This is a genomic window from Candidatus Microthrix subdominans (genome assembly GCA_016719385.1).
Lineage (GTDB): Bacteria > Actinomycetota > Acidimicrobiia > Acidimicrobiales > Microtrichaceae > Microthrix > Microthrix subdominans.
The window spans coordinates 120,115-142,084 of the sequence record JADJZA010000011.1; the positions used below are offsets into that span (position 1 = coordinate 120,115).

A 21,970-nucleotide genomic window follows, 5' to 3' on the forward strand; every position below is an offset into this window, starting at 1 on the left:
GTCGTCGATCTGCGGCAGTCTCCAGCGCATGGGGCTCGAGCCTCGCGCGTTGAGGCGGGCGACCACCGGGTCGACCAGGTTGTCGGGGCCGATCACCAGGGCGGCGTCGACATCGGTGAGCACGTCGGCGATCTCGGCGGGGTGCAGGCGCTGGTTGGGGAGCGACAGCACCCGTCGGGCACGTGGCACGGCGCTGAGGGCCAGCGCCACCGTCGGGTGGTTGTGGGCCAGCACCGCCACGCGGGCGCCGGGGGCGACCTCGGCGCTCACCCGCGCCGCCAGCGCCAGCGAGGCCCGGTTCCACTCGGCGAAGGTCCAGCTGCGCTCTCCGAAGGCCAGGGCCATCGTGCGGGGTGCGTGACGCGCAGCGGCGTCGAGCTCGTCGCCCAGCAGCACGGTCAGGCCCGCTCGGGCGCCGGGCCGGCGGGTCGGGAGTGGTCCCAGTCGGCCAGCAGCGTGCGCAGCGCCGTCAGCAGGCTGAGCGGCTGGTCGAGCATCAGGTGATGGCCGGCCTCGGGGATTTCGACCACCGGTGCCCGGCGGCCCAGTCGCTCGTACATGTAGGCGCCGATGTCGGGGGTGACCAGACCGTCCTCGGCCCGAAACAGCGCCACCCGGCAGCTCACCTGATCGAGCAGGTCCCGGGGCGCGGAGCGGGGCGGCACGAAGATCTCCGGGTCGAACTTCCACGTCCAACCGGCCAGGGTGACCGATCCGGCGTCGGCGCCTGAGTCGTCGGGGTGGAACGGGACGAGCGAGTGGCGGGCCACCCAGTCGAGCACCTCGGGCACGTAGTGGGCCTGTTCGGGCACGGTACGGAACCGGGCGACCGCATCCTCGTAGTCGTCGTACACCTTGCGGTTGGCGAACAGCTTGCCCACCCGGGAGGCCTCGACCTCGGGGTCGGGCCGGGACACCGGCGAGTCGAGGATGACGATGCCGGTCAGCTCGTCGCCGTGCCGGGCGGCGGTGGCGATCGAGACGAACCCGCCCATCGAGTGCCCGACAACGACCGGCTTGGGCGCCATGTCGGCGTCGTTGGCCACCGCCATCACCTCGTCGCACCAGGCGTCGAGGGTGTATTCGTCACGCCGGGCCGAGTCGCCGTGCCCGGACAGGTCGATGGCGGCCACCCGGTGATCGTCGGCCAGGAGCGGCACCAGAAAGCTCCACCAGTGAGCGTGGGCGGCGCCGCCGTGCACGAACACCAGGCCGGGCGCACCCGGCGGGCCCCAGGCCAGGTAGTGGATGTCCGCCCCGCCGGAGGCGACCCGGTGCTCGGTGGGAAGCGAGGTGGTGGCCCGTTCGAACCAGCGGGGAAGCGAGTCGGCGTCGGTCGTCACCGCCCCGACGATAGGGCGTGGCCGTCGGGCGCTGGGGCCCGAACCTCAGGGCTCGAAGGGGCCCCGGCCAAGTTGGTCGCGCACGGTGACGACGTCGGGGTTGGTCAGATGTCGGCGCTGCCAGTTGGCGCCGTCGACCACCAGGGAGTGGCCGGAGATGAAACGCCCGTACGGCGATGCCAGAAACGTGGCCGCCCACCCCAGCTCGCGCGGCTCACCGAGGCGCAGCGCGGGCTGGCTGCGGGCCCGGGCCTGGTTGCGGTCGAGGTTGGTGCGGATGTCGGCGGTCATGTCCTCGTGGGGCATCAGGCCAGGAACCAGGCCGTTCACCTGGATGCCGTAGGGGCCCCATTCGACGGCGAGGGTCTCGACCAGGTTCTTCACCCCGGCCTTGGCGGCCGAGGAGTGGGCGAAGCCGGGGCCGCCGGTCCAGGCATACGACGCGCCGACGCAGACGATCGACCCCGGGGTGCCGGCGGCCAGGTGACGCCGACCGAACTCTCGGGAGCACAGGTAGGTGCCGTTGAGGGTGATGTCGACCACCGTGCGCCAGGCGTTGGGCGACAGGTCCTCGGCGGGGGAGGGGAAGTTGGCCGCCGCGTTGTTGACGAGCACGTTGGGCAGGCCGAACGCGTCGGTGGCCGCTTCGAAAGCGGCGCTCACCGCGTCGGCGTCGCGAATGTCGCAGCGGACAGTGAGCACCCGCCCGCCGAGCGGACCGAGGGCGGCCTCGGCGGCGGCGAGGTGATCGGGGTTGCGGCTGGCGACGACCAGGTCGGCACCGAGGCGGGCGAACTCGGCGGCGATGGCGGCGCCCAGGCCGGTGCCGCCGCCGGTGACGAGCACGACCGAACCGTCGTAGGTGCCCGCCGGCAGCGCGGCGGCGCCCAGCGGGGGAGGTGTGGGGAGGCCGGACGGCATCTCGTTGGACGGCACGGCTCAGCTCCCGGTGTAGCGGGGCTGGCGGCCTTCGGCCCTGGCGGCGCGGAACTCGGCGAAGTCGTCGGATCGGTTGACGTAGGTCTGGCCGATCAACTCGTCCTCCATCGAGGCCCGCACCTGGGGCTCCGACATGCGGCCGATCACGCGCCGGGCCAGCTTCACGGTTGCCGCCGGGGCGGCGGCGATCCGCTCGGCCATCTCCCGGGCGGTGTCATCGAGTGCCTCGGGGGCGACCACGCGCGACACGATGCCGTGGGCCAGCGCCTCCTCGGCTTCGAGCACGCGCCCGGTGAGCACCAGGTCGCTGACCAGCCCGGGGCCGCAGATCTGAAACAGGCGGGCCACCCCGCCGGTGTCGGGGATCACCCCGTGGCCCACCTCGGGCAGCATGAACCGCGCCCCGGTGGCTGCGATCCGGATGTCGCACAGCAGCGCCCGCTGAAACGACCCACCCAGGGTCCAGCCGTGGCAGGCCACGATGACCGGGGCGTCCAGGTCGAAGAGCTGCTGGATGCCTCGGTGGCCCCGGGTCATCAGCTCGTGGTGGCTCATCGAGGTTTGGTTGACGCCGATGGCGCTGACGTCGCGACCAGACGAGAACGACTTGCCGGTGCCCCGCCAGATGACCGCCCGTACGTCGGGGCGGCTGCGCAGCTCACCGAGGATCTCGAACAGCGCCAGGTCCATGTCGTCGTCGAAGGCGTTGTGCTTGTCCGGACGGTCGTTGGTGATCACGGCGATCGGGCCGTCGATGTCCAGTCGGACGTTGCTCATTGGGCATCCTCTTCGGGTTCGGTGCGGTAGTGGTAGCGGTAGGCCTCGGTGAACCCAAGCTTCCCGTAGACGCTGCGGCCGGTCTTGTTGGACTCCTCCACCTGCAGGTAGGCCAGCCGGCAGCCGGCCCGGGTGCCCCAGGCGGCCAGCTCGGAGAGCACGGCGGCTGCCAGCCCCCGCCGCCGCCGGGCGGTTCGGGTCCACATCGAGAACACCCCCAGCCATGGGCCGTCGACGATGCCGGCACCGACCGCCTGGGTCTCGACGTCACCCTCCGGGTTGTCGTCGGGCTCCAGGGCGGCGGCAAATCGCCGGCGTCCCAGGGCGAGCGGTGCGCCAGGTTTTGGAAGGTCGCGCTGCAGGGTCCCCAGCCCGGGCTCGACGATCGGTGAGCGTTCGGCGGCGCCGTACATGATCGACAGGTCCGCTTCGGAGGTGTCGCCGGCCAGGTCGTCGAAGCCGACCAGCCACGATGGAAACGGCCGGTGGTGCGACACCAGCGGAACCTTGGCCCGACGTTCGCAGCGGTTGCGGATCTCGCGCAGGTCGCCCACCATGACCACGGTGGGCGCCTCGATCTGCCAACCCCGTTCGGCCAGCGCTTCATCCAGACCCTCGGGGTCGCTGAGCGGCGAGACGATCACCCGGGCGGGCAGTTCGAGTTGGGCGTAGCGCTCCCGCACGATGCGCAGGGCGTCGTCGATCTCGAGGCCGGGGAGGCCGTGCGTGTCGACCGAGTTGGCCCGCCGTCGGCCGCCGCCGGCAACGCGCATGCTCCAGCCGCCCAGCGCCTCGATCGGGACGTTGGCGAACGCCCGCCCGGCCACATCGCTCAGCTGCTCCACCTCGGCGGGGCTGGCGGGTGAGGGTACGTGGACCTCCGGTCGCACGGTGGCCAGCTTCAGCTGACCGATGCCCCGCACCTCACGGGCGAGGCGCAACGGAGACCAGGCGAACCCGGTGGTGCTGCCCGGTTCGGAGGGCAGCTTGGCCGCCTCATCCGCGTCCGTGTCGCCCGTCGCGCCCTCGGCGGCATCGTCCGGCTCGGGTTCGGGGGCCAGGTCGGCGGGTGCCAGCACCGTGCCCGGGTTGGCGAGGGAGGCCAGGCGGTGGGCCAGGTTGACCGCCGGGCCGATCAGATCGCCGTCCTGGTCGATCGCCGGTCCGGAGGCAAACCCGGCACGAAGCGTGGTGAGCGATTCGTCGACGTCGCACAGGTCGATCAGGCGCCAGGCGATGGCGGCGGCACACTCGACGTTGGGGGCGGCAAACATCACCTCGTCGCCGATCATCTTGATGACGCGTCCCCCCAGCGCCGAGACCGTGTCGTAGGCCAGGTCGTCGAAGCGATCCATGGCCGCCGCCAGCTCGGCCTCGTTCAGCTGCTCGGTCAGCTCGGTGAACTCGACCAGGTCGGCGAAGCCGACCACCGCCGTGTGGGTGTCGGCCTCCTCGGTCCCCACCGCCAGCACGACGCGCTGGGCGGCGGAGGCCAGGTGTCGGCGCCAGACGAGGCCCAGGGTCTGGTCGAGCATCGGCAGGGTGATCTTGACCGCGTCCACCAGCTGGGCCAGGTCCAGGTCGTCGATCATCGACCCTTCGGCGCTCAGGCCGCCCTCGACGGTCAGCGCCTCGATGAAGGCGGCCACGGCGGCCGATGACACCCGGGCCATCGATGAGCCGAGCACCCGGTTGAGCGCCAGCTGTCGTTCCAGGTCGATGGCACCCGCATCGATGGCGGTCTTGATCACCTCGACGATCGCCAGGTCGTCCTCGGAGAACGCCGCCTCGCCAGATGGAAGGTCGGGAAACCCCAGGGACCGTCGCATGCGGAGCAGGATCGGGGCCGGGACTTCGGTCTTGGCGGCGAACTGTTCGACGGTCCAACGGGGCGGATGGATGCCCAGCATCGACGTGACCAGCTGGGCCATCGCTTCGGGATGCTCGGTGGCCGCATCGGCGGCGCGACCGTGCAGCCGGCGGCCGGCCTCGGGCACCGGAACCGGGGGCAGCCTGGGCAGGGCCTCGCCGGCGGCCGGTGCCACCGGGCCGGGGTCCGCCAAGACGATCCGGGGTTCCGTTCCGCCGGGGCCGATCGCGTCGTCGTCGCTGGTCGAAGGAGTGCTGATGGTTCCTATCTTGGACGCTGCGGGGTGGTGCGCGCAGCCGTTTGGGCGAGCGCCACCCGTTTTCACGGCCGGGCCGTCCGCACGGTGGTCCTCAATCGCCGGCCCGATCCCGGCGGTCGAGCACGGAACTACGGTGCGGGGGTGGCCAAGCTCCGCTTCTTCTTCGGCACGATGGGCTCGGGCAAGAGCACCCAGGCGCTCCAGATCCACCACAACCTTCGGTCCCGCAGGCTGACCGGGGTGCTCGCCACCAAGCTGGACCGGTCCGGTGGGCAGGTGTCATCGCGGCTGGGGGTGGCCGCCGAGGCGCTGGAGGTGACCGACACGATGAACCTGGTCGAACTTCTGGCCCCCGACGCGCCCGGCCCGGATGCCGCCGCCGCTCGCCGTCAGGCCGCCGGCCCGGTGACCTATGTGGTCGCCGACGAGGCTCAGTTCTACGCCGAGGCCCAGGTGGAACAGCTTGCCGAACTGGTCGACCTTCACGGCGTGGAGGTCTATGCCTTTGGATTGTTGACCAGCTTTCAGGGTCGCCTGTTTCCGGCGACGGCGCGGTGGCTGGAGCTGGCCGATGAGCGTTCCGAGCTGCAGGTTGAGGCCCGGTGCTGGTGCGGGTCGCGGGCCACCCACAATGCCCGGCTCATCGACGGAGCCCAGACCTTCGATGGTGACCTGCTCGTCGTCGGCGACACCCCGCCATCGGGGCCCGACCCCCAGACCGCCATGGAGCTCGACGAGCGACGGGTGACCTATGAGCTGTTGTGTCGGGCCCATTGGGCGGCGCGTCAACCAACCCCCGAGAGCGCCGGCCACACGGCCGCCGAAGGCGAGCAGACATGACCGAACCGCAGGCGTCCACCGAGCACCCGAACCCATGGCGCCCCGGCCCTCCGGACCCCTGGGATGCCCACGCCGCATGGTGGCAGGACGAGTTCACCGAGGGTGCGGACCCGGAGTACGTCGAGCAGATCCTGCCGCTGATCGCCTCCCGGCTGCCCGCCGAGGGCCGGGTGCTCGACGTCGGCTGCGGCGAGGGCCAGGTGACCCGCCTGGCGGTGGAGCACGGCCTGTGCGCGGTTGGCCTGGACCCGGCGGGTGCCCAGATCGACGAGGCGGAACGACGACGCCGGGCTCGAGCCGTGTCGCCGGGCGGCGAAGCCGCTGTATCCCCGGGCGGCGAAGCCGCTGTATCCCCGGGCGGCGAAGCCGCTGTATCCCCGGGCGGCGAAGCCGCTGTATCCCCGGGCGGCGAAGCCGCTGTATCCCCGGGCGGCGAAGCCGCCTACGCGCGGGGCAGTCTGCTCGACCTGCCGGTCGGTGACGCCACGGTCGACTTCGTCGTGGCATCGCTGGTCTTCGAACACGTCGGCGACTACCGGCGGGGCCTGGCCGAGGCCGCCCGGGTGCTCGTGCCGGGGGGCCGGTTCTTGTTGTTGTTAAATCACCCGCTGCTCCAGACCCCCGACTCGGGTTGGATCGACGACCACGTGCTCGACCCGCCCGAGCAGTACTGGCGCATCGGGCCGTACCTGAGCGAGGTCATCAACGTCGAGGAGGTGCAGCCCGGGATCCACATCACGTTCCACCACCGGCCGCTGTCGTCGTATCTCAACTCGGCGATTTCCGTTGGGCTCAGCCTGGATCGCATGGACGAGCCGGCGCCGCCGCCCGGGTTTATCGCTCGCGCCCCCGAATACGCCGAGGTGGTGGAGATCCCCCGCCTGATGGCGCTGCAGTTCACCCGCACGCCGGCACTCCACGCAATCGGGCAACCGCCGCCCGACCAGGCGCAGTAGCGTGGCCGCCGTGGCACAGTTCGTGGTCGTCGCAGGCATGTCGGGCGCGGGGCGAACCCAGGTCGGGCACATCCTCGAGGACCTGGGCTGGTTCGTGATCGACAACCTGCCGCCGTCGCTGGTGCCCAAAGTGGCGGAGCTTGCCCAGGTGCCGGGCAGCGACCTCGACCGCATCGCGCTGGTCGTGGGCCCCACCGCTGAGAAGGCCCGTCTGCTCGATGCGGTCGCCGGGCTTCGCTCCCACGGCGCCGACGTCCAATTGATGTTTCTCGAAGCCGACACCGAGACGCTGGTCCGTCGCTACGAGAGCACCCGGAGGCGACACCCGCAGGGCACCGACGGCGGGCTGCACGAGGCGATCGAGGCCGAGCGGGCCGAGCTGAACCCGGTCAAGGACGCCTCGGACGCGGTGATCGACACGACCGGGCTGAGCGTGCACGACCTGCGCCGCCGCCTGGGAGACGGCTACGCCCCCGAGCAGGGCGAGCCCAGGGTGCTGGTCAGCGTGGAGTCCTTCGCCTACCCGAAGGGCGTGCCCAACGACGCCGACCTGGTCGTCGACTGCCGGTTTCTTCCCAACCCCCACTGGAACGAGGAGCTGCGCGAGCACGACGGCCGGGAGAGTTCCGTGCAGCAGTGGCTCACCGAACAGCCGATCACCGACGTGGCCTACGAGCAGCTTCGTGCCTTCCTGGCCACCGCCATCCCCGGCTATCTGCATGAGGGCCGGGCCTACCTCAACCTGGCCCTCGGGTGCACCGGCGGCAAGCACCGCTCGGTGGCGATGGCCGAGCGCTTCGCCGGCTGGTTGCGCAGCGAGGGCTACACCGTCCGGCTCCGCCACCGAGAACTGGACGGTTGATCGTGACCTGGGACCGCGACCTCTGCGGAGCGCCGGTCGCCACGGGAGCGGGGTAGCTCCAATGGCCTGCAACGTGGTGGCGATCGGTGGAGGGCACGGCCTGTCTGCGACCCTCCGGGCCGTCCGGCGCTACGCGGATGACATCTGCGGCGTTGTGACCGTCGGCGATGACGGGGGTTCCACCGGCCGTCTGCGACGGGCGGGCTGGGACGTGGTGCCCGGCGACCTGCGCAAGAGCCTGGTCGCCCTCGCCCCGCCGGAATCGTTGCTGGCCGCCGGGTTGGAGCACCGCTTCGAGGCCGGCGAGGTGGCGGGCCACACTGCCGGCAACCTGTTGCTCGGTGCGATGATGCGCGAGTGCGGCGGCGACCTGATCGCTGTGCTCGACGCGTTGGGCGAGGCCCTCGGCACGGTGGGCCGGGTGCTGCCGGCTGCGGTCAATCCGGTGACCCTGCTCGGCGAGACCTCGGAGGGCTGGGTGCGGGGCCAGGTCGAGGTGGCCTCGACGACCAACCTGGTGCGGTTGGGCTTCGAACCGGCGGATCCGATGGTGCCCGGCGACGCGGTCGACGCCATCGTCGCGGCCGACCAGGTGATCCTCGGACCCGGCAGCCTGTACACCTCGGTGTTGGCGGCGGCGGCCGTGCCCGGCATCCGTCGAGCCGTCGCCCGCTCGACCGCACAGGTCGTCTATGTGGCCAACCTGGCCGCCCAGGAGCCCGAGAGCGAGGGATATGACGTCTCCGATCACGTTGCCGCGCTCGCCGTGCACGGGCTTACCCCCGACGCCGTGCTCTACGACCCGGACCGCTTGGCCGGCGTCGACGGGGTGAGCACCGCGGTGGGCGAGCAACTGACCGAGGCCAACCCGTGGGTCCACGATGCCGAGCGCCTGGCCGAGGCCCTCGCCGGGCTGGCCGGCGTCCCGCTTTGGTCCGAACGGGAGCAGGCCGCAAACGACTGAACTGGCGGCGGCGGCGCTGATCTGGTGCCATAGGCGGGAGGTCGAACCCGTCACCCGACCTTTTCGAGCGGCGAGATCGCCGCCCGACCACCTCGGCACGGCGCCGGGGCACACACCTTCGACGAGGGGATACACATGACAGTTCGAGTAGGCATCAATGGATTCGGGCGCATCGGAAGGAACTTCTTCCGGGCCGCCAAGGCGTCGGGCGCCGACATCGATTTCGTGGCCGTCAACGACCTGGGGTCGCTCGACATCATGGCCGGGCTGCTCCAGCGCGACTCGGTGCACGGCCGCTACCCCGGCACCGTCTCGGTGACCGACGACGGCCTCGACGTCGACGGCGACGTCCTGAAGGTGCTGTCGACCCGCAACCCGGCCGAGCTGCCGTGGGGCGACCTCGGCGTCGACGTCGTCATCGAGTCGACCGGCTTCTTCGCCACCCGTGAGGCTGCCGCAGCCCACCTGGAGGGCGGCGCCCCCCGGGTGATCGTCTCGGCCCCGGCCAGCGGCGCCGACGCCACGTTCGTGGTTGGCGTCAACGACGACACCTATGACCCGGCCAAGCACACGGTCGTGTCCAACGCCAGCTGCACCACCAACTGCTTCGTGCCGATGGTGAAGGTGCTCGACGATGCCTTTGGTGTCGAGCACGGACTGATGACGACCACCCACGCCTACACCGGAGACCAGTCGGTGGTCGACGGCCCCCACTCCGACCCCCGCCGCGCCCGCGCCGCTGCGGTCAACATCATCCCCACCTCCACCGGCGCTGCCCGGGCGACCGGCCTGGTGCTGTCCGCCATGGACGGCAAGCTGGACGGAACCTCGCTGCGGGTGCCGATCCCCACCGGCTCAGTCACCGACTTCGTTGCCGTCGTTGGCCGCGAGGTCACCGTTGACGAGGTCAATGCCGCGTTCGAGGCGGCCGCCACCGACGGACGGATGTCCAAGGTGCTCGACTACTCCACCGAGCCGCTGGTGTCCTCCGACATCGTCGGCACCGCAGCCAGCTGCACGTTTGACTCCGGCCTGACGATGACCCAGGGCAGCCTGGTGAAGGTGCTTGGCTGGTACGACAACGAGTGGGGCTACTCCAACCGCCTCGTCGACCTGGCCGCCATCGTCGGCGCAGCGGGCTGAGCCGACGTGCTTTTCGGCGTCCCGGTTCTTGAGGATCTCCCCTCGGTCGACGGCCGTTCCGTCTTGGTGCGCTGCGACTTCAACGTGCCGCTGCGCGACGGTGAGATCGCCGATGACCACCGCATCCGTGCGGCGTTGCCCACCCTGGAGTGGTTGACGTCGCGCGGGGCCAAGGTGACCGCGGTGACCCACCTGGGACGCCCGAAAGGCACGCCCGACCCGGCCTTCGACGTGGCGCCGGTGCGCCGCCGCCTGGCCGAGTTGGCGCCCGGGGTGACGCTCGGGGAGAACCTGCGGTTTTCCCCGGGGGAGACCGCCAACGACCCCGACTTCGTCGACGAGTTGATGGCGGGGCACGACCTGTACGTCAACGACGCGTTCGGGGCGTCGCACCGCGCGCACGCCTCGATCGTCGGGCCCCCCAGCCGGGTGCCGTCGGCGGCCGGACTGCTGCTCGCCCGCGAGGTGGAGGTGTTGCTCGGCCTGCGCAGCCATCCACGCCGTCCGTTCGTGGCGATCACCGGTGGCGCCAAGGTGTCGGACAAGCTCGGGGTCATCCGGGCGCTGCTGGGCGTGGCCGATCAGATCCTGATCGGCGGCGGCATGTGTTTCACGTTCTTCGCTGCGCTCGGCCACTCGGTCGGATCGTCCCTGCTCGAGCCGGACCGCATCGACGATTGCAAGGCCTTGCTCGACGAGTTCGGCGACCGGCTGGTGCTGCCCTCCGACGTGGTGGCCATGGGCCCCGGGGGCAAGATCGGTGACCCAGAGGCCGGCGGTGAGGTGCGCAACATGGGCCGTTCGGTGCCCGATGGCTGGATGGGCCTCGATATCGGTCCCGGCTCGGCCGCCGAGTTTGCCGACCACGTGCTCGAAGCGTCCACCGTGTTGTGGAACGGCCCGATGGGGGTCTTCGAGGACCCCCGCTTCGAGGCGGGCACCCGTTCGGTCGCCCAAGCGGTGGCCGACTGCCGGGGCTTCACCGTCATCGGCGGGGGCGACTCCGCAGCGGCGATCGCCCAGTTCGGTTTTGAGGATCAGGTCGATCACATCTCCACCGGCGGCGGCGCCAGCCTGGAACTGATCGAGCGGGGCGACCTGCCCGGCGTCGAAGCCTTGCGGCGGGCACCCAACGCCGTCGAGGCAGACGAGTCCGACGAGTTCAACGAGTAGCGAACAGCGACTGAGAAAGAAGGACGCACGATGACCGAGCGCACGCCACTGATCAGCGGCAACTGGAAGATGCACCACAACCACTTCGAGGCCATCCAGGTGACCCAGAAGCTGCACTACCGGTTGGGTGAACACGATTACTCCAAGGTGGGCGTGTCGATCCACCCGCCGTTCACCGACATCCGTTCGGTGCAGACGGTGATCGGTGCCGACAGGATGAAGATCCTGCTCGGCGCCCAGAACTGCCACGCCGAGGAGAAGGGTGCGTTCACCGGCGAGGTGTCGGCTCCGATGCTGGCCAAGCTGGAGGTCAGCCTGGTGATCGTCGGGCACAGCGAGCGCCGTCAGCTCTTCGGCGAGACCGACGAGGTGGTCAACGCCAAGGTGAAGGCGGTGCTGGCCGCCGGCATGACCCCGATCCTGTGCTGCGGCGAGACGCTCGAAGAGCGGGAGGCCGGCGAGGCCGAGACCAAGGTGGCCACCCAGGTGCGCGCCGGTTTGGACGGGGTGGCCGCCGATGCGGTGGCGTCGATGGTGATCGCATACGAGCCGATCTGGGCGATCGGCACCGGGCGCACCGCCACGTCCGAGGATGCCCAGGCCATGTGCGCCACGGTGCGCTCGGTCGTCGGCGAGACGGCCGGTGCGGCTGCCGCCGACGGTGTCCGCATCCAGTACGGCGGGTCGGTGAAGCCAGGCAACATCGCCGAGCTGATGGGCCAAGCCGACATCGACGGCGCCCTCGTCGGCGGGGCCAGCCTCGACCCCGACGACTTCGCGTCGATCTGCTCCTACCAGGATTGAGCACGAGCGAGCCAACGTCGTAGTCGGGAGCCCAGAGCGCGCTCTGGCGGTGCTGTGCGCTCCCGGGTTGGCAGCGTGGCGAGTTCGTGTCGGGTCGTCGGGGCGCTAGCATCGACGGTCGCGCAGCTCGCTTCAACGTCTTTGTGGCCCATGCCCGGCCGCATCAAATCGTCCCCTCGGAGTTTCCATGCAAATCCTTGCCACCATCACCCAGGTGCTGTTGTCCCTGGGCCTGATCGTCTTGGTGCTGGTGCACTCGGGTAAAGGCGGCGGCCTCTCCGACATGTTCGGTGGGGGCATGGGCTCGGCGGCCGCCGGATCGACGGTGATGGAGAAGAACCTCGACCGCATCACCGTCGTGCTGGCGGTGGCGTTTACGTTCAACACGCTGATCCTCGCCTTCATCATGAACACCTGAGCGGCAGGCCCCCGGGTAGCGCATGTGCGTCCCCCTCGGTGGTCTCCCGTAGTATGGGGGCCGTGATGGCAACCCGGATCGAGCGTCGCCTGCGGGCGAACCAGGAGAAACTCCGCCAGTTCCACGAGGATCTGTCGGTCGTGTCGGAGCAGCTGCAGGCGGTGAACGAGGTGGCCGATGATGCCGAGCTGCGCTCGATCGTGTCGGAGACGCCGCTGGCCGACTCGGAGGCCGACGACGCGGTTCGTCAGCGGGACGCGCTCGCACGGGAGCGCGATCATCTCGTCGGACGCATCGCCAAGCTGGAGGGCGAACAGGATCGGCTGCTCGAGGACCTGACCGAACGTCAGTACAGGCGTTGACCGGTGACGCGGTGAGCGCCCGGATCCTGATCGCCGAGGATGAGGTCATCATCCGGATGGATCTGGCCGAGATGCTGGTGGCCGAGGGCTACGACGTGATCGAGCAGGTGGGACGCGGCGACCTGGCGGTCGAACGCACCCGGGAGCTGGCGCCCGACCTGTGCATACTCGACGTCAAGATGCCTGGACTCGACGGCCTGGCCGCAGCCCGCATCGTGGTCGAGGAGGATCTGGCGGCCGTCGTGATCCTCACCTCGTTCTCGCAGCGGGAGCTGATCGGCGAGGCGGTCGACGTCGGCGTGGGGGCCTACGTCGTCAAGCCGTTCCAGGCCAGCGACCTGGTGCCGGCGATCGAGGTGGCGCTGGCCGGGCGGGCCCAGCTGCAGGCGCTGGCGGGCCGTGCCGATGAGGCCGAACAGCGACTTGAGCAACGCAAGGTGATCGATCGGGCCAAGGGGACCCTGATGGACGCCTACGGCATGGGCGAGCATGAGGCGTTCCGCTTCCTGCAGACGACGGCGATGTCGGCCCGTTCGACGATGGCCGAGGTGGCCACCCGCATCGTCGATGGAACGCTGCGCCCGAACGCCGACGCGAGCACCGACTGAGCGAACGGCTTCGGGCGTTCCAATAGGGTTGCGGGAATGCCCTCCGTGATGCTCGTCGACGGGAACTCCCTCACCTATCGAGCGTTCTTCGCGCTTCCCACCGACCTGGCCACCGCGTCCGGGCAGGTGACCAACGCGGTGTACGGCTTCACGTCCATGCTGGTGAACCTGGTGCGGGACCACCGGCCCGATCGCATCGTCGTCACCTTCGATCTGCCCGAGCCCACCTTTCGGCATCGTGCGGTCGAGACCTACAAGGCCAACCGCGACGCCACACCCGACCTGCTCGTCCAGCAGATGGAGCTGGTGCGACGGGTCGTTGACACGTTGGCGCTTCCCGTGGTCGAGGCGCCCGGGTTTGAGGCCGACGATGTGATCGCCACCCTGGCCGAACGGGCCAAGGCGAACGGTGAGGACGTCATCATCGTCACCGGCGACCGAGACAGCTACCAGCTGGTCGAGGACCCGCACGTGCGCGTGCTGTACAACCGCCGCGGCGTGTCGGACTACGTGCTCTACGACGAGGCCGGCATCGCGGAGCGCACCGGCGTGAAGCCGTCGGACTACGTGTTCTACGCCGCCCTGCGGGGCGATCCGTCGGACAACCTGCCCGGCGTCCCCGGGGTGGGGGAGAAGACGGCCGCCAAGCTGGTGAACAAGTACCACACGGTCGATGAGCTGTTCGCCCACGCCGCCGACCAGACCCCCAAGCTGGCCGCCTCCCTCGAAGCCAACGAGGACCAGGTGCGCATGAACGAGCAGATGATGGCGCTGGTGCGCGACGTCGACCTGCCCGAGGACGTCACGTCGCTTCGGGTCGGCAGCATCGATGCCGACGCGGTGGCCGAGCTGTTCGGTTTTCTCGAGTTCTCCAGCCTGCAGGACCGCTTCTCCGAAGCGTTCGGCGCCTTTCTGACCGCTCCGCTGGCCGACGGTGACGCACGGGTGCTCGAGGCGGAGCTGGTCGTGCCCACCACGGGCGCCGAGGCTCGGGCCGCGCTCAACAAGGCGAGAAGCTCGGCGGTCGACGGTCTGGTCGCCCTGGCGGCGGACTGGGCGGGCGAGCCCGGCCGATCACCGCTGACCGGGCTGGCGGTCGTCCTCGATGCTTCCGAGGGCGAGGTGGCGTGGTTCCCCGAGCCCGCCACCGGGGTGTTGGCGCTGAGTGACGACGAGGTGGTCGGGCTGCTCGACGGCTCGGTGGGTCTGGTCGCCCATGACGCCAAGCCGCTGCTGCGGTCGCTCTTCGGCCTCGAGGTGGAGGTGTCCAGCCTGGCTCTCGACACCAAGCTGGCCGCCTACCTTCTCGATCCGGCCGACCCCCGCTACGACCTGGCGGAGCTGCTGGCCAAATACGCCGGGGCGGAGATGGCCGGCGAGGAGGGCACGCCGCCGGGCCAACTCGACCTGGGTGACGGCGATGGCGACGGTCGCGACCGGGTGACCGCCCGTCGCGCCCTGGCCACCGCTGCGCTGGCTGCGCCGATGCGCGAGGCGCTCGAGGCTCGCGGCCTCACCAAGCTGAACGACGAGGTCGAGGTGCCCCTCGTGCGGGTGCTGGCCCGGATGGAGGACCTGGGCATCGGGGTCGATCGGGACGAGCTGCAGGCCTTGGCCGATCGCCTGGTCGCCGAGGTGGCCGAGGAACGGGAGGCGATCGTGGCGGCCGCCGGCCGCGAGTTCAACGTCAACTCCACCCCGCAGCTGCGGGAGGTGCTCTTCGACGAGCTGGGTCTCACCCCGCAGAAGAAGACGAAAACCGGCTACTCGACCGACGCCGCCACCCTGGAGAAGCTGCGCGGCGAACATCCGATCATCGAGCACCTGTTGCGCTACCGGGAGGTCGAGAAGCTGCGTTCGACCTATGGGGAGGGGTTGCTGGCCGAGGTGGCGGTCGACGGCCGCATCCATGCCACGTTCAACCAGACGGTCGCTCGCACCGGGCGTCTGAGCTCGGACCAGCCCAACCTGCACAACATCCCGGTGCGCTCCGAAGAGGGCCGCCTGTTTCGCCAGGTATTTGTTCCTGCCCCCGGGTATCGGCTGTGCGTCGCCGACTACAACCAGATCGAGTTGCGCTGCATCGCTCACCTGTCCAAGGACCCTGGGCTGGTCGGTGCGTTCACCGCCGGCGAGGACATCCACGCCCAGACCGCCGCCCGCATCTTCGAGGTCGAACCCGACGAGGTGACGACTGCTCAGCGCTCGACCTCCAAGATGGTCAGCTATGGGTTGGCCTACGGCATGGAGGCCTACGGCCTGGGCCAGCGGCTGTCGATCCCCACCGGCGAGGCCCAGGTGATCCTCGACGCCTACTTCGAGGGTTTCCCCAACGTGCGGGCCTACATGGAGGGCGCGGTGGCCGAGGCGAGGGAGAAGGGCTACACCGAAACCCTGCTCGGGCGCCGCCGGCAGATCCCCGAGCTGGCCTCGCGGGTGCGGGCGGTGCGCCAGGCCGGCGAGCGCCAGGCGATGAACGCCGGCATCCAGGGCCTGGCCGCCGACATCTTCAAGATTGCGCTCGTCCGCCTTGACGAGGCGCTCGAGGAGCGGGGCGGCACGTCACGGCTGATCCTCCAGGTGCACGACGAGGTGGTGCTCGAGGTGCCGCCGGCCGACGAGGTCGAGATGAGCGAGGTGGTGCTCGACGCCATGTCCGGGGCCTTCGACCTGGCCGTCCCCCTCGAGGTCAACCTGGCCTTCGGCGACACCTGGGCCGGCGCCAAGTCCTAATCACCGCCAATTCCCGGAACTCGGGAGTGCACACCGCCGTCTGAGCGCGTTCCGGACTCCCGAGTTCGGTTGGAAGGGGCAGTGCCGGTTGATGAAGACCTGCGGTCACAGTTGATGAGGTAGGCCCCGGACCTTCGGTGGTATTCTTTGCGGTCCGTCTATCCATCAACCCCAAGGCTGTATTTCGTGTCCGACCCGACCCCGACCCCCTCCGAGACCTCCGCTACCAGCGAGGTTTCGGAGGCCAGTGCCGACGCAACCGCGTCGGCGGCCACCGCTACCCAGGAAGCTTCTGACGAATTCGTCTCAGCGGTAGGCCCCCCCAGCGGCATCCGCGACGCCGACGACCCGATCGTGCTCGACGACGTTGGCGATGCCCTCGACGAGATGTACGGCTCCTCGATGGTGGAAGTCGAAGACGGCATGATGGTCACCGGGTCGGTCGTTCGCATCGACCGCGACGAGGTCCTCCTCGACATCGGCTACAAGTCCGAAGGCGTCATCCCCGTCAACGAGTTGTCGATCCGTAACGACATCGACCCCTCCGAGGTCGTGTCGCCGGGTGAGCAGATCGAAGCCCTCGTCGTCCAGAAGGAAGACAAGGACGGCCGCCTGATCCTGTCCAAGAAGCGTGCCCAGTACGAGCGCGCTTGGGGCACGATCGAAGAGATCAAGGAAGGCTCCGGCGTCGTCACCGGCCCGGTCATCGAGGTCGTCAAGGGCGGCCTGATCATCGACATCGGCCTGCGCGGCTTCCTGCCCGCATCGCTGGTCGAGCTGCGCCGGGTGCGCGACCTGGCCCCGTACCTCGGGCGTGACCTCGAGGCGAAGATCATCGAGCTCGACCGCAACCGCAACAACGTGGTGCTGTCCCGCCGTGCCTACCTGGAAGAGACCCAGAAGGAACAGCGCGACGAGTTCCTGGCCAACCTGGCCCCGGGCGAGCGCCGCAAGGGCGTCGTGTCCTCGGTGGTCAACTTCGGTGCGTTCGTCGACCTGGGCGGTATGGACGGGCTGATCCACGTGTCCGAGCTGTCCTGGAAGCACGTCGATCACCCCAGCTCCGTCGTCACCGTCGGCGACGAGGTGGACGTCGAGGTGTTGGAGGTCGACACCGACCGCGAGCGCATCTCGCTGTCGCTCAAGGCCACCCAGCAGGATCCGTGGCAGGAGTTCGCTTCCGCCCACCAGGTTGGGGAGCTGGTCTACGGCCGGGTCACCAAGCTGGTGCCGTTCGGTTCGTTCGTCCAGGTGGGCGAGGGCATCGAGGGCCTGGTGCACATCTCCGAGATGTCCCAGCATCACGTCGACCTGCCCGAGCAGGTCGTCACCCCCGGCGAGGAGCTGTGGGTGAAGATCATCGATCTCGACCTGCAGCGTCGCCGGATCAGCCTGTCGATCAAGCAGGCCGCCGAGGGTGGCATCGTGGCCGCCGAGTACCAGGAGCACTTCGGCGAGCACGCCTACGACGATGAGGGCAACTACATCGGTTCGGGCATCGAGGGCGAAGGCCCCAGCGAGGCTGAGGAGGCCTGGACGGCCTACTACGCCGAGCAGGGCGACGCTCCGGCTCCCGAGGGCGACGAGCCCGCAGCGGCCGAGGGTGACGAAGCTCCGGCCGAAGAGCCGGCAGCAGAGCCGGCTCCGGAAGCCTGATCCACGGCGGGGCCTCACCCTGCCGATCGAAAGTCCATGACTGTGGGGAGGACCGATTTGGTCCTCCCCACAGTCGCGTCCGGGAGCGCTGGGGGCGGGTGCTGAGCGCCGACCGCTATCGGCGGCGGTTGCCTCGATGGGCATGGCGTTCGATCGCCAGGCGCACCAGCTCGTCGATCAGCTCGGTGTACGGCACGCCGCTTGCTTCCCACAGGCGCGGGTACATCGACGCCGGGGTGAAGCCGGGCATCGTGTTCATCTCGTTGAGCAGCAGGCCGCGGCCGGGCGACTCGTAGAAGAAGTCCACCCGTCCCAGGTCGGCGCCGCGCAGCGCCCGGTAGGCGACCAGCGCCAGGCGTTGGGCCTCCTCGATCGCCTCGGCGGGCAGCTCCGCCGGGATCACCAGCTCGGCCGAGCCGGTGACGTACTTGTCCTCGTAGTCGTAAAACTCGGCGCCGGAGACGATCTCGCCGGGCAGCGACACCCGGGGCTCCTCGTTGCCGAGGACACCCAGCTCGATCTCCCGGCCGTTCACGGCCTCCTCGAGCACGATGTACTCGTCGTGCTCAAGCGCCACGGCGACGGCGGTGGCCAGGTCGTCGGCGTTCGTCGCCTTGGAGATGCCGACCGAGCTGCCCAGGTTGGCCGGTTTGACGAAGATCGGCAGGCCCAGCCGCTCGACCGCCGAGGCGAGTGTCTCGGGGCCGACCTCCCGCTCGTGGAGCGCCACCCAGCCGGCTTGCGGGATGCCGGCGTGGCCGCACAGCTCCTTGGCGACCGCCTTGTCCATGGCGACTGCGGATCCCAGCACGCCGCTGCCGACGTAGGGGAGGCCGCTCATCTCCAGCAGCCCCTGCACGGTGCCGTCCTCGCCGTTGGGCCCGTGCAGCAGCGGGAGCACCACCGTCGCCAGCGCGTCGCCATGCACGTTGTCGCTGGTGTGGCGCAGGTGGCCGATCGGGTCGACGTGGTCGCCCGACACGGTGAGGGCCTTGGCCTCGGCGCCGTCCAGCGCCGGGAGGCCCTGCAGTTGCAGCCAGCGCCCGTTGCGGGCGATGCCGATCAGATGGACGTCGTAGCGGTCGGGATCGAGCGCAGCCAACACGTTGCGGGCGGTCACCCGGGAGACGTCGTGTTCGGCGGATTGGCCGCCAAAGAGCACCACCAGGCGCACCCGCTGTGGGAGGTCGACACGTCCCGACCTCGGCGTCGGGCGGTTGGTGCCACCGACCGGGTCTGCTTCGCCGGCGGTCGCCGGACCTTCGTGTGCCACTGGATCGGCCATGTCACGCTCCGCGCTGGTCGGTCATCGGTCGAGGGGAGGGGTTCGCCGTGCTGATGTTGCACCGCTCGCCGGGCCCCGAGACTACGCAATCGGGCTCTGGAGGCGGGAAGGCGTCGCCTGCCGGCGGGGGGAGGCCGGTCGGTGCGACCGGCCGGCCGTGTGGCGGTTCAGGACTGAGGTCGGAACGGTCGATCGTGGGAGACTGAGGGCATGCAGGTACCCCTCGCTGCGCTGACCAGTCCTCTTCGCGCCACCTTGATCGGCGCCGATGCCACGATCGACCGGGTCATCACCGATTCCCGCCTGGCCCGGCCCGGCGACCTGTTCGTGCCGCTGGTCGCCGAGCGCGACGGTCACGACTTCGTCGCCGCCGCTCTGGCCGCTGGGGCGACGGCGGCGCTGTCGGAGCGCGGCACCGACGATCTGGGGCTCGACCACGACGCCCGCCTGCTGCTGGTGGCCCACACCGGGGCGGCGCTGAACGACCTGGCCCGCTTCGCCCGGGACCGCATGTCGGCCCGCGTCATCGGCGTCACCGGTTCGGTGGGCAAGACGACCGTGAAGGATCTGATGGCGGGGGTGTTGGGAGCGCATCTGGTCACCTCGGCGAGCGAGCGGTCGTTCAACAACGAGATCGGCGTCCCGCTGACCCTGTGCAATGCGCCCGACGACGTCGAAGCGCTGGTGGTGGAGATGGGCGCCCGGGGCCCAGGCCACATCGCAGCGCTGTGCGAGCTGGCCCAGCCGCAGGTGGGCGTGGTCACCGTGGTCGCCGGAGCGCACCTGGAGCTCTTCGGCGATCTGGCCGGTGTGGCGGTGGCCAAGGGCGAGCTGATCGAGGCCCTGCCCGCTGATGGCACCGCGGTGCTCAACGCCGACGATCCGCTCGTCGCCGCCATGGCCGGTCGCAGCGCAGCGCCGGTGCTCACCTTCGGGCGCTCGGCAGGCGACGTACGTGCCAGCGACGTCGCTCTGGGCGACGACCTGCGGGCATCCTTCCTGCTGAGCAGTCCCTGGGGGTCGGCGCCGGTGCGCCTGGCGATCGCCGGCGAGCATCACGTCACCAATGCGTTGGCGGCGGCGGCGGTCGCCCTCGACGCCGGAATCGCGGTGGAGGCGTTGGCCGAGGCGCTGGGGACATCGACGATCAGCCCGTGGCGCATGGAGGTGGTGACCACCCCCGGGGGGGCCACGTTGATCAACGATGCCTACAACGCCAACCCCACGTCGATGAGCGCCGCCCTGACGGCGCTGGCGGCGCTGCCCGCCCGCCGCAAGGTGGCGGTGCTCGGCGAGATGGCCGAGCTGGGGGCGGACGCCGAGGCGCTGCATCACGAGATGGTCGCCCAGGCCCGCAGCCTCGACATCGAGGTGGTCGCTGTCAGCACCGGGGCCTATGGGGTCGACGGGGTGCAACCGACGGACGCGGTCGCAGCCTTGGCATCGCTCGGCGAGGGCGAGGCAGCGCTGGTCAAGGGCAGCCGGGTTGCGGGTCTCGAACAGATCGTCAGTCGAGTACTGGCCGGGTAAGGGGCCGACGCTCGGGAAGCTGGTTGCGATCGAGGTTGCCCACCTTGGTGAGCGCCAGCGCGACCACCGCCCCAAACAGCAGCACCGGCGTGCCGCCGACCCGGTCGATCACCGGACCGGCGAGCAGGCTGCCGACCGGCACCAGCCCGGCCCAGGCGATCATCCACAGGCCCATCACCCTGCCCCTGTGCTCGTCGTCGACCTCCTCCTGAAGGGTGGTCGACAGCGCCGTCACCAGGGTGAAGTAGAAGAAGCCGAGCGCAAAGACGATGAAGTGGGCGGCGACCGGGTCGTGGGTGAACGCAAACGCTGCGAGCGTGACGGCGAAGGCGGGTAGGGCGAACAGCGGCACCCGGTGCAGCGGTCGTCCGCCCAGGACGGTTCCCAGCAGGATGGCGCCGCCGGCCGCTCCCAACCCGAAGGCGGCAAACAGGCGGTAGAAGGCGCTGCCGGTGATGCCCAGCTGGTTCTCGGCCAGGCCGGGCAGCTGGTAGATGAATACCAGCGAGCACAGCGAGAACAGGCTGACGATGCCCAGCACCCGGCGCAGCACCGGATCCTGGCGGGCGGTGTCCAGCCCCTCTCGGAAGCGGGCCCACGGTCCCACCGCCCCATCGGTTGGAGGCGTAAACGCCACCTTGGCGGCGCCGACCGCAGCGATGACGAACACGTACGTGCCGGCGTTGATCAGGAAGATCCAGCCGGTGCCCAGCGAGGAGACGAGGGCGGCCAGCAGCGGGCCGAGCACCCGAGACCCGTTCATCGCCGCCGAGTTGACCGCCACGGCGCCGGACAGGTCCCGACGGTCGACCAGGTGGGGGAGGAGGGCGCCGTTGGACGGCGCGATCAGTGCGTTGGCCATGCCGATCCCCAGCACGATCAGCACCAGCGCCCAGGGCGGCGGGTGACCGCTCCAGGCGACCATGGCCAGCACCACCGACAGGCTTCCCTGTACGGCGGACCCGGCCATGATGATGTGGCGGCGGTCAAAGCGATCGGCCAGCACCCCGCCGACCGGCGAGGCGAGCAGCATCGGCCCCAGCTGGGCGAAGGACACCAATCCGACGAAGGCGCCGGAGTGCGTCAGCTGGTTGGCCAGAGCGATCAACGTGACGTTCTGCATCCAGGTGCCGATGTTGGATGCAAAGGCCCCAGCGGCGACGCGGCGAAAGGCCTGGTGGCTTAGCGCCGCCCCGACGGTCCCGTGGCGCCGTTCGTTGCGGGCGCCGGCGCTTCGACGACGTCGTAGGCGCAGTGTTGGCTCGGCCAGCGCCGTCGGATCCTCCACCGTGGAGGGCAGATCGGCGCCGCTCAGCTCGTGATCGGCAACAGGAGAAGCTGAGGTGGAGGTGGAGGTGGCTGGGGGAGGGTTCATGGGAGTCGTCGGAGCACCGCTCAACCCAAGAAGCACATCTCAGAACCGTACGGTGTCAGAGCGATGATACGGC

At 70.1% G+C, this 21,970-nt stretch carries 20 protein-coding genes; 14 read left to right on the forward strand and 6 right to left on the reverse strand.

What is annotated here, in order from left to right; translation table 11 throughout:
- The first annotated feature begins 28 nt into the window (after window positions 1–28).
- On the forward strand, window positions 29–361 hold the full coding sequence (locus IPN02_19395; GenBank protein MBK9298947.1) for a hypothetical protein: 333 nt from the start codon (window positions 29–31) through the stop codon (window positions 359–361).
- Between the two features lie 37 nt (window positions 362–398).
- Here the strand turns inward: IPN02_19395 and IPN02_19400 are convergent, their stop codons facing one another.
- From IPN02_19400 to IPN02_19415, 4 genes are read right to left on the reverse strand one after another with little or no spacing between them, the layout of a single operon-like run.
- Window positions 399–1,343 carry an alpha/beta hydrolase gene (locus IPN02_19400; protein MBK9298948.1) on the reverse strand — a complete coding sequence of 315 codons (945 nt, stop codon included), beginning with the start codon at window positions 1,341–1,343 and terminating at the stop codon, window positions 399–401.
- A 45-nt stretch (window positions 1,344–1,388) separates the two neighbouring features.
- Window positions 1,389–2,264: an SDR family oxidoreductase gene (locus tag IPN02_19405; GenBank protein MBK9298949.1), complete on the reverse strand. Its 876-nt coding sequence runs from the start codon at window positions 2,262–2,264 to the stop codon at window positions 1,389–1,391.
- An 18-nt stretch (window positions 2,265–2,282) separates the two neighbouring features.
- Window positions 2,283–3,059: an enoyl-CoA hydratase/isomerase family protein gene (locus IPN02_19410; protein MBK9298950.1), complete on the reverse strand. Its 777-nt coding sequence runs from the start codon at window positions 3,057–3,059 to the stop codon at window positions 2,283–2,285.
- A complete protein-coding gene (locus IPN02_19415; GenBank protein MBK9298951.1) occupies window positions 3,056–5,104 on the reverse strand; it encodes a GNAT family N-acetyltransferase in 2,049 nt (682 codons plus the stop codon). The genes IPN02_19410 and IPN02_19415 overlap by 4 nt, the downstream gene beginning before the upstream one ends.
- A gap of 225 nt (window positions 5,105–5,329) precedes the next feature.
- On the opposite strand from IPN02_19415, the gene IPN02_19420 reads away from it, so the two are divergent.
- The 12 genes from IPN02_19420 to rpsA all read left to right on the forward strand — a co-directional run bounded on the left by IPN02_19420 (window position 5,330) and on the right by rpsA (window position 17,707).
- The gene (locus tag IPN02_19420) at window positions 5,330–6,028 is read left to right on the forward strand and encodes a thymidine kinase (protein ID MBK9298952.1); all 699 of its coding nucleotides are present in this window, start codon (window positions 5,330–5,332) and stop codon (window positions 6,026–6,028) included.
- Entirely contained in the window at window positions 6,025–6,984 is a 960-nt protein-coding gene (locus tag IPN02_19425) for a class I SAM-dependent methyltransferase (protein MBK9298953.1), read from the forward strand. Before IPN02_19420 ends, IPN02_19425 begins: the two co-directional genes overlap by 4 nt.
- A 10-nt stretch (window positions 6,985–6,994) precedes the next feature.
- The gene (gene rapZ / locus IPN02_19430) at window positions 6,995–7,846 is read left to right on the forward strand and encodes an RNase adapter RapZ (protein ID MBK9298954.1); all 852 of its coding nucleotides are present in this window, start codon (window positions 6,995–6,997) and stop codon (window positions 7,844–7,846) included.
- 61 nt (window positions 7,847–7,907) lie between these two features.
- A complete protein-coding gene (yvcK, locus tag IPN02_19435; protein ID MBK9298955.1) occupies window positions 7,908–8,810 on the forward strand; it encodes a uridine diphosphate-N-acetylglucosamine-binding protein YvcK in 903 nt (300 codons plus the stop codon).
- A gap of 135 nt (window positions 8,811–8,945) precedes the next feature.
- Window positions 8,946–9,953, forward strand: coding sequence for a type I glyceraldehyde-3-phosphate dehydrogenase (gene gap, locus IPN02_19440; GenBank protein MBK9298956.1), 1,008 nt, complete (start codon window positions 8,946–8,948; stop codon window positions 9,951–9,953).
- Between the two features lie 6 nt (window positions 9,954–9,959).
- The gene (locus tag IPN02_19445; protein MBK9298957.1) at window positions 9,960–11,126 is read left to right on the forward strand and encodes a phosphoglycerate kinase; all 1,167 of its coding nucleotides are present in this window, start codon (window positions 9,960–9,962) and stop codon (window positions 11,124–11,126) included.
- A 30-nt stretch (window positions 11,127–11,156) separates the two neighbouring features.
- The gene (locus IPN02_19450) at window positions 11,157–11,930 is read left to right on the forward strand and encodes a triose-phosphate isomerase (GenBank protein ID MBK9298958.1); all 774 of its coding nucleotides are present in this window, start codon (window positions 11,157–11,159) and stop codon (window positions 11,928–11,930) included.
- A 187-nt stretch (window positions 11,931–12,117) separates the two neighbouring features.
- Window positions 12,118–12,348: a preprotein translocase subunit SecG gene (gene secG, locus IPN02_19455; GenBank protein MBK9298959.1), complete on the forward strand. Its 231-nt coding sequence runs from the start codon at window positions 12,118–12,120 to the stop codon at window positions 12,346–12,348.
- A gap of 65 nt (window positions 12,349–12,413) precedes the next feature.
- Window positions 12,414–12,710 carry a hypothetical protein gene (locus IPN02_19460; protein MBK9298960.1) on the forward strand — a complete coding sequence of 99 codons (297 nt, stop codon included), beginning with the start codon at window positions 12,414–12,416 and terminating at the stop codon, window positions 12,708–12,710.
- 11 nt (window positions 12,711–12,721) lie between these two features.
- Window positions 12,722–13,318 carry a response regulator gene (locus IPN02_19465; protein MBK9298961.1) on the forward strand — a complete coding sequence of 199 codons (597 nt, stop codon included), beginning with the start codon at window positions 12,722–12,724 and terminating at the stop codon, window positions 13,316–13,318.
- 36 nt (window positions 13,319–13,354) lie between these two features.
- Window positions 13,355–16,051, forward strand: coding sequence for a DNA polymerase I (gene polA, locus IPN02_19470; protein MBK9298962.1), 2,697 nt, complete (start codon window positions 13,355–13,357; stop codon window positions 16,049–16,051).
- A gap of 387 nt (window positions 16,052–16,438) precedes the next feature.
- A complete protein-coding gene (gene rpsA / locus IPN02_19475; protein MBK9298963.1) occupies window positions 16,439–17,707 on the forward strand; it encodes a 30S ribosomal protein S1 in 1,269 nt (422 codons plus the stop codon).
- A 115-nt stretch (window positions 17,708–17,822) separates the two neighbouring features.
- On the opposite strand, the gene IPN02_19480 is transcribed toward rpsA, so the two are convergent.
- Window positions 17,823–18,992: a D-alanine--D-alanine ligase gene (locus IPN02_19480; protein ID MBK9298964.1), complete on the reverse strand. Its 1,170-nt coding sequence runs from the start codon at window positions 18,990–18,992 to the stop codon at window positions 17,823–17,825.
- Window positions 18,993–19,202: 210 nt separating this feature from the next.
- On the opposite strand from IPN02_19480, the gene murF reads away from it, so the two are divergent.
- Complete coding sequence (murF, locus tag IPN02_19485; protein MBK9298965.1) at window positions 19,203–20,522, forward strand: UDP-N-acetylmuramoyl-tripeptide--D-alanyl-D-alanine ligase; 1,320 nt, start codon at window positions 19,203–19,205, stop codon at window positions 20,520–20,522.
- On the opposite strand, the gene IPN02_19490 is transcribed toward murF, so the two are convergent.
- Window positions 20,500–21,897, reverse strand: a complete 1,398-nt coding sequence (locus IPN02_19490) for an MFS transporter (GenBank protein MBK9298966.1) — start codon at window positions 21,895–21,897, stop codon at window positions 20,500–20,502. The two genes, murF and IPN02_19490, sit on opposite strands and share 23 nt — an antisense overlap.
- Between the last annotated feature and the right edge of the window lie 73 nt (window positions 21,898–21,970).

Coding starts and splice junctions, on each gene's coding strand:
- IPN02_19395 (MBK9298947.1), top strand. CDS start 29: ATGGGGCTCGAGCCTCGCGCGTTGAGGCGGGCGACCACCGGGTCGACC.
- IPN02_19405 (MBK9298949.1), bottom strand. CDS start 2,264: ATGCCGTCCGGCCTCCCCACACCTCCCCCGCTGGGCGCCGCCGCGCTG.
- IPN02_19410 (MBK9298950.1), bottom strand. CDS start 3,059: ATGAGCAACGTCCGACTGGACATCGACGGCCCGATCGCCGTGATCACC.
- IPN02_19425 (MBK9298953.1), top strand. CDS start 6,025: ATGACCGAACCGCAGGCGTCCACCGAGCACCCGAACCCATGGCGCCCC.
- yvcK (MBK9298955.1), top strand. CDS start 7,908: ATGGCCTGCAACGTGGTGGCGATCGGTGGAGGGCACGGCCTGTCTGCG.
- gap (MBK9298956.1), top strand. CDS start 8,946: ATGACAGTTCGAGTAGGCATCAATGGATTCGGGCGCATCGGAAGGAAC.
- IPN02_19450 (MBK9298958.1), top strand. CDS start 11,157: ATGACCGAGCGCACGCCACTGATCAGCGGCAACTGGAAGATGCACCAC.
- secG (MBK9298959.1), top strand. CDS start 12,118: ATGCAAATCCTTGCCACCATCACCCAGGTGCTGTTGTCCCTGGGCCTG.
- IPN02_19460 (MBK9298960.1), top strand. CDS start 12,414: ATGGCAACCCGGATCGAGCGTCGCCTGCGGGCGAACCAGGAGAAACTC.
- polA (MBK9298962.1), top strand. CDS start 13,355: ATGCCCTCCGTGATGCTCGTCGACGGGAACTCCCTCACCTATCGAGCG.
- rpsA (MBK9298963.1), top strand. CDS start 16,439: ATGTACGGCTCCTCGATGGTGGAAGTCGAAGACGGCATGATGGTCACC.
- IPN02_19480 (MBK9298964.1), bottom strand. CDS start 18,992: ATGGCCGATCCAGTGGCACACGAAGGTCCGGCGACCGCCGGCGAAGCA.
- murF (MBK9298965.1), top strand. CDS start 19,203: ATGCAGGTACCCCTCGCTGCGCTGACCAGTCCTCTTCGCGCCACCTTG.
- IPN02_19490 (MBK9298966.1), bottom strand. CDS start 21,897: ATGAACCCTCCCCCAGCCACCTCCACCTCCACCTCAGCTTCTCCTGTT.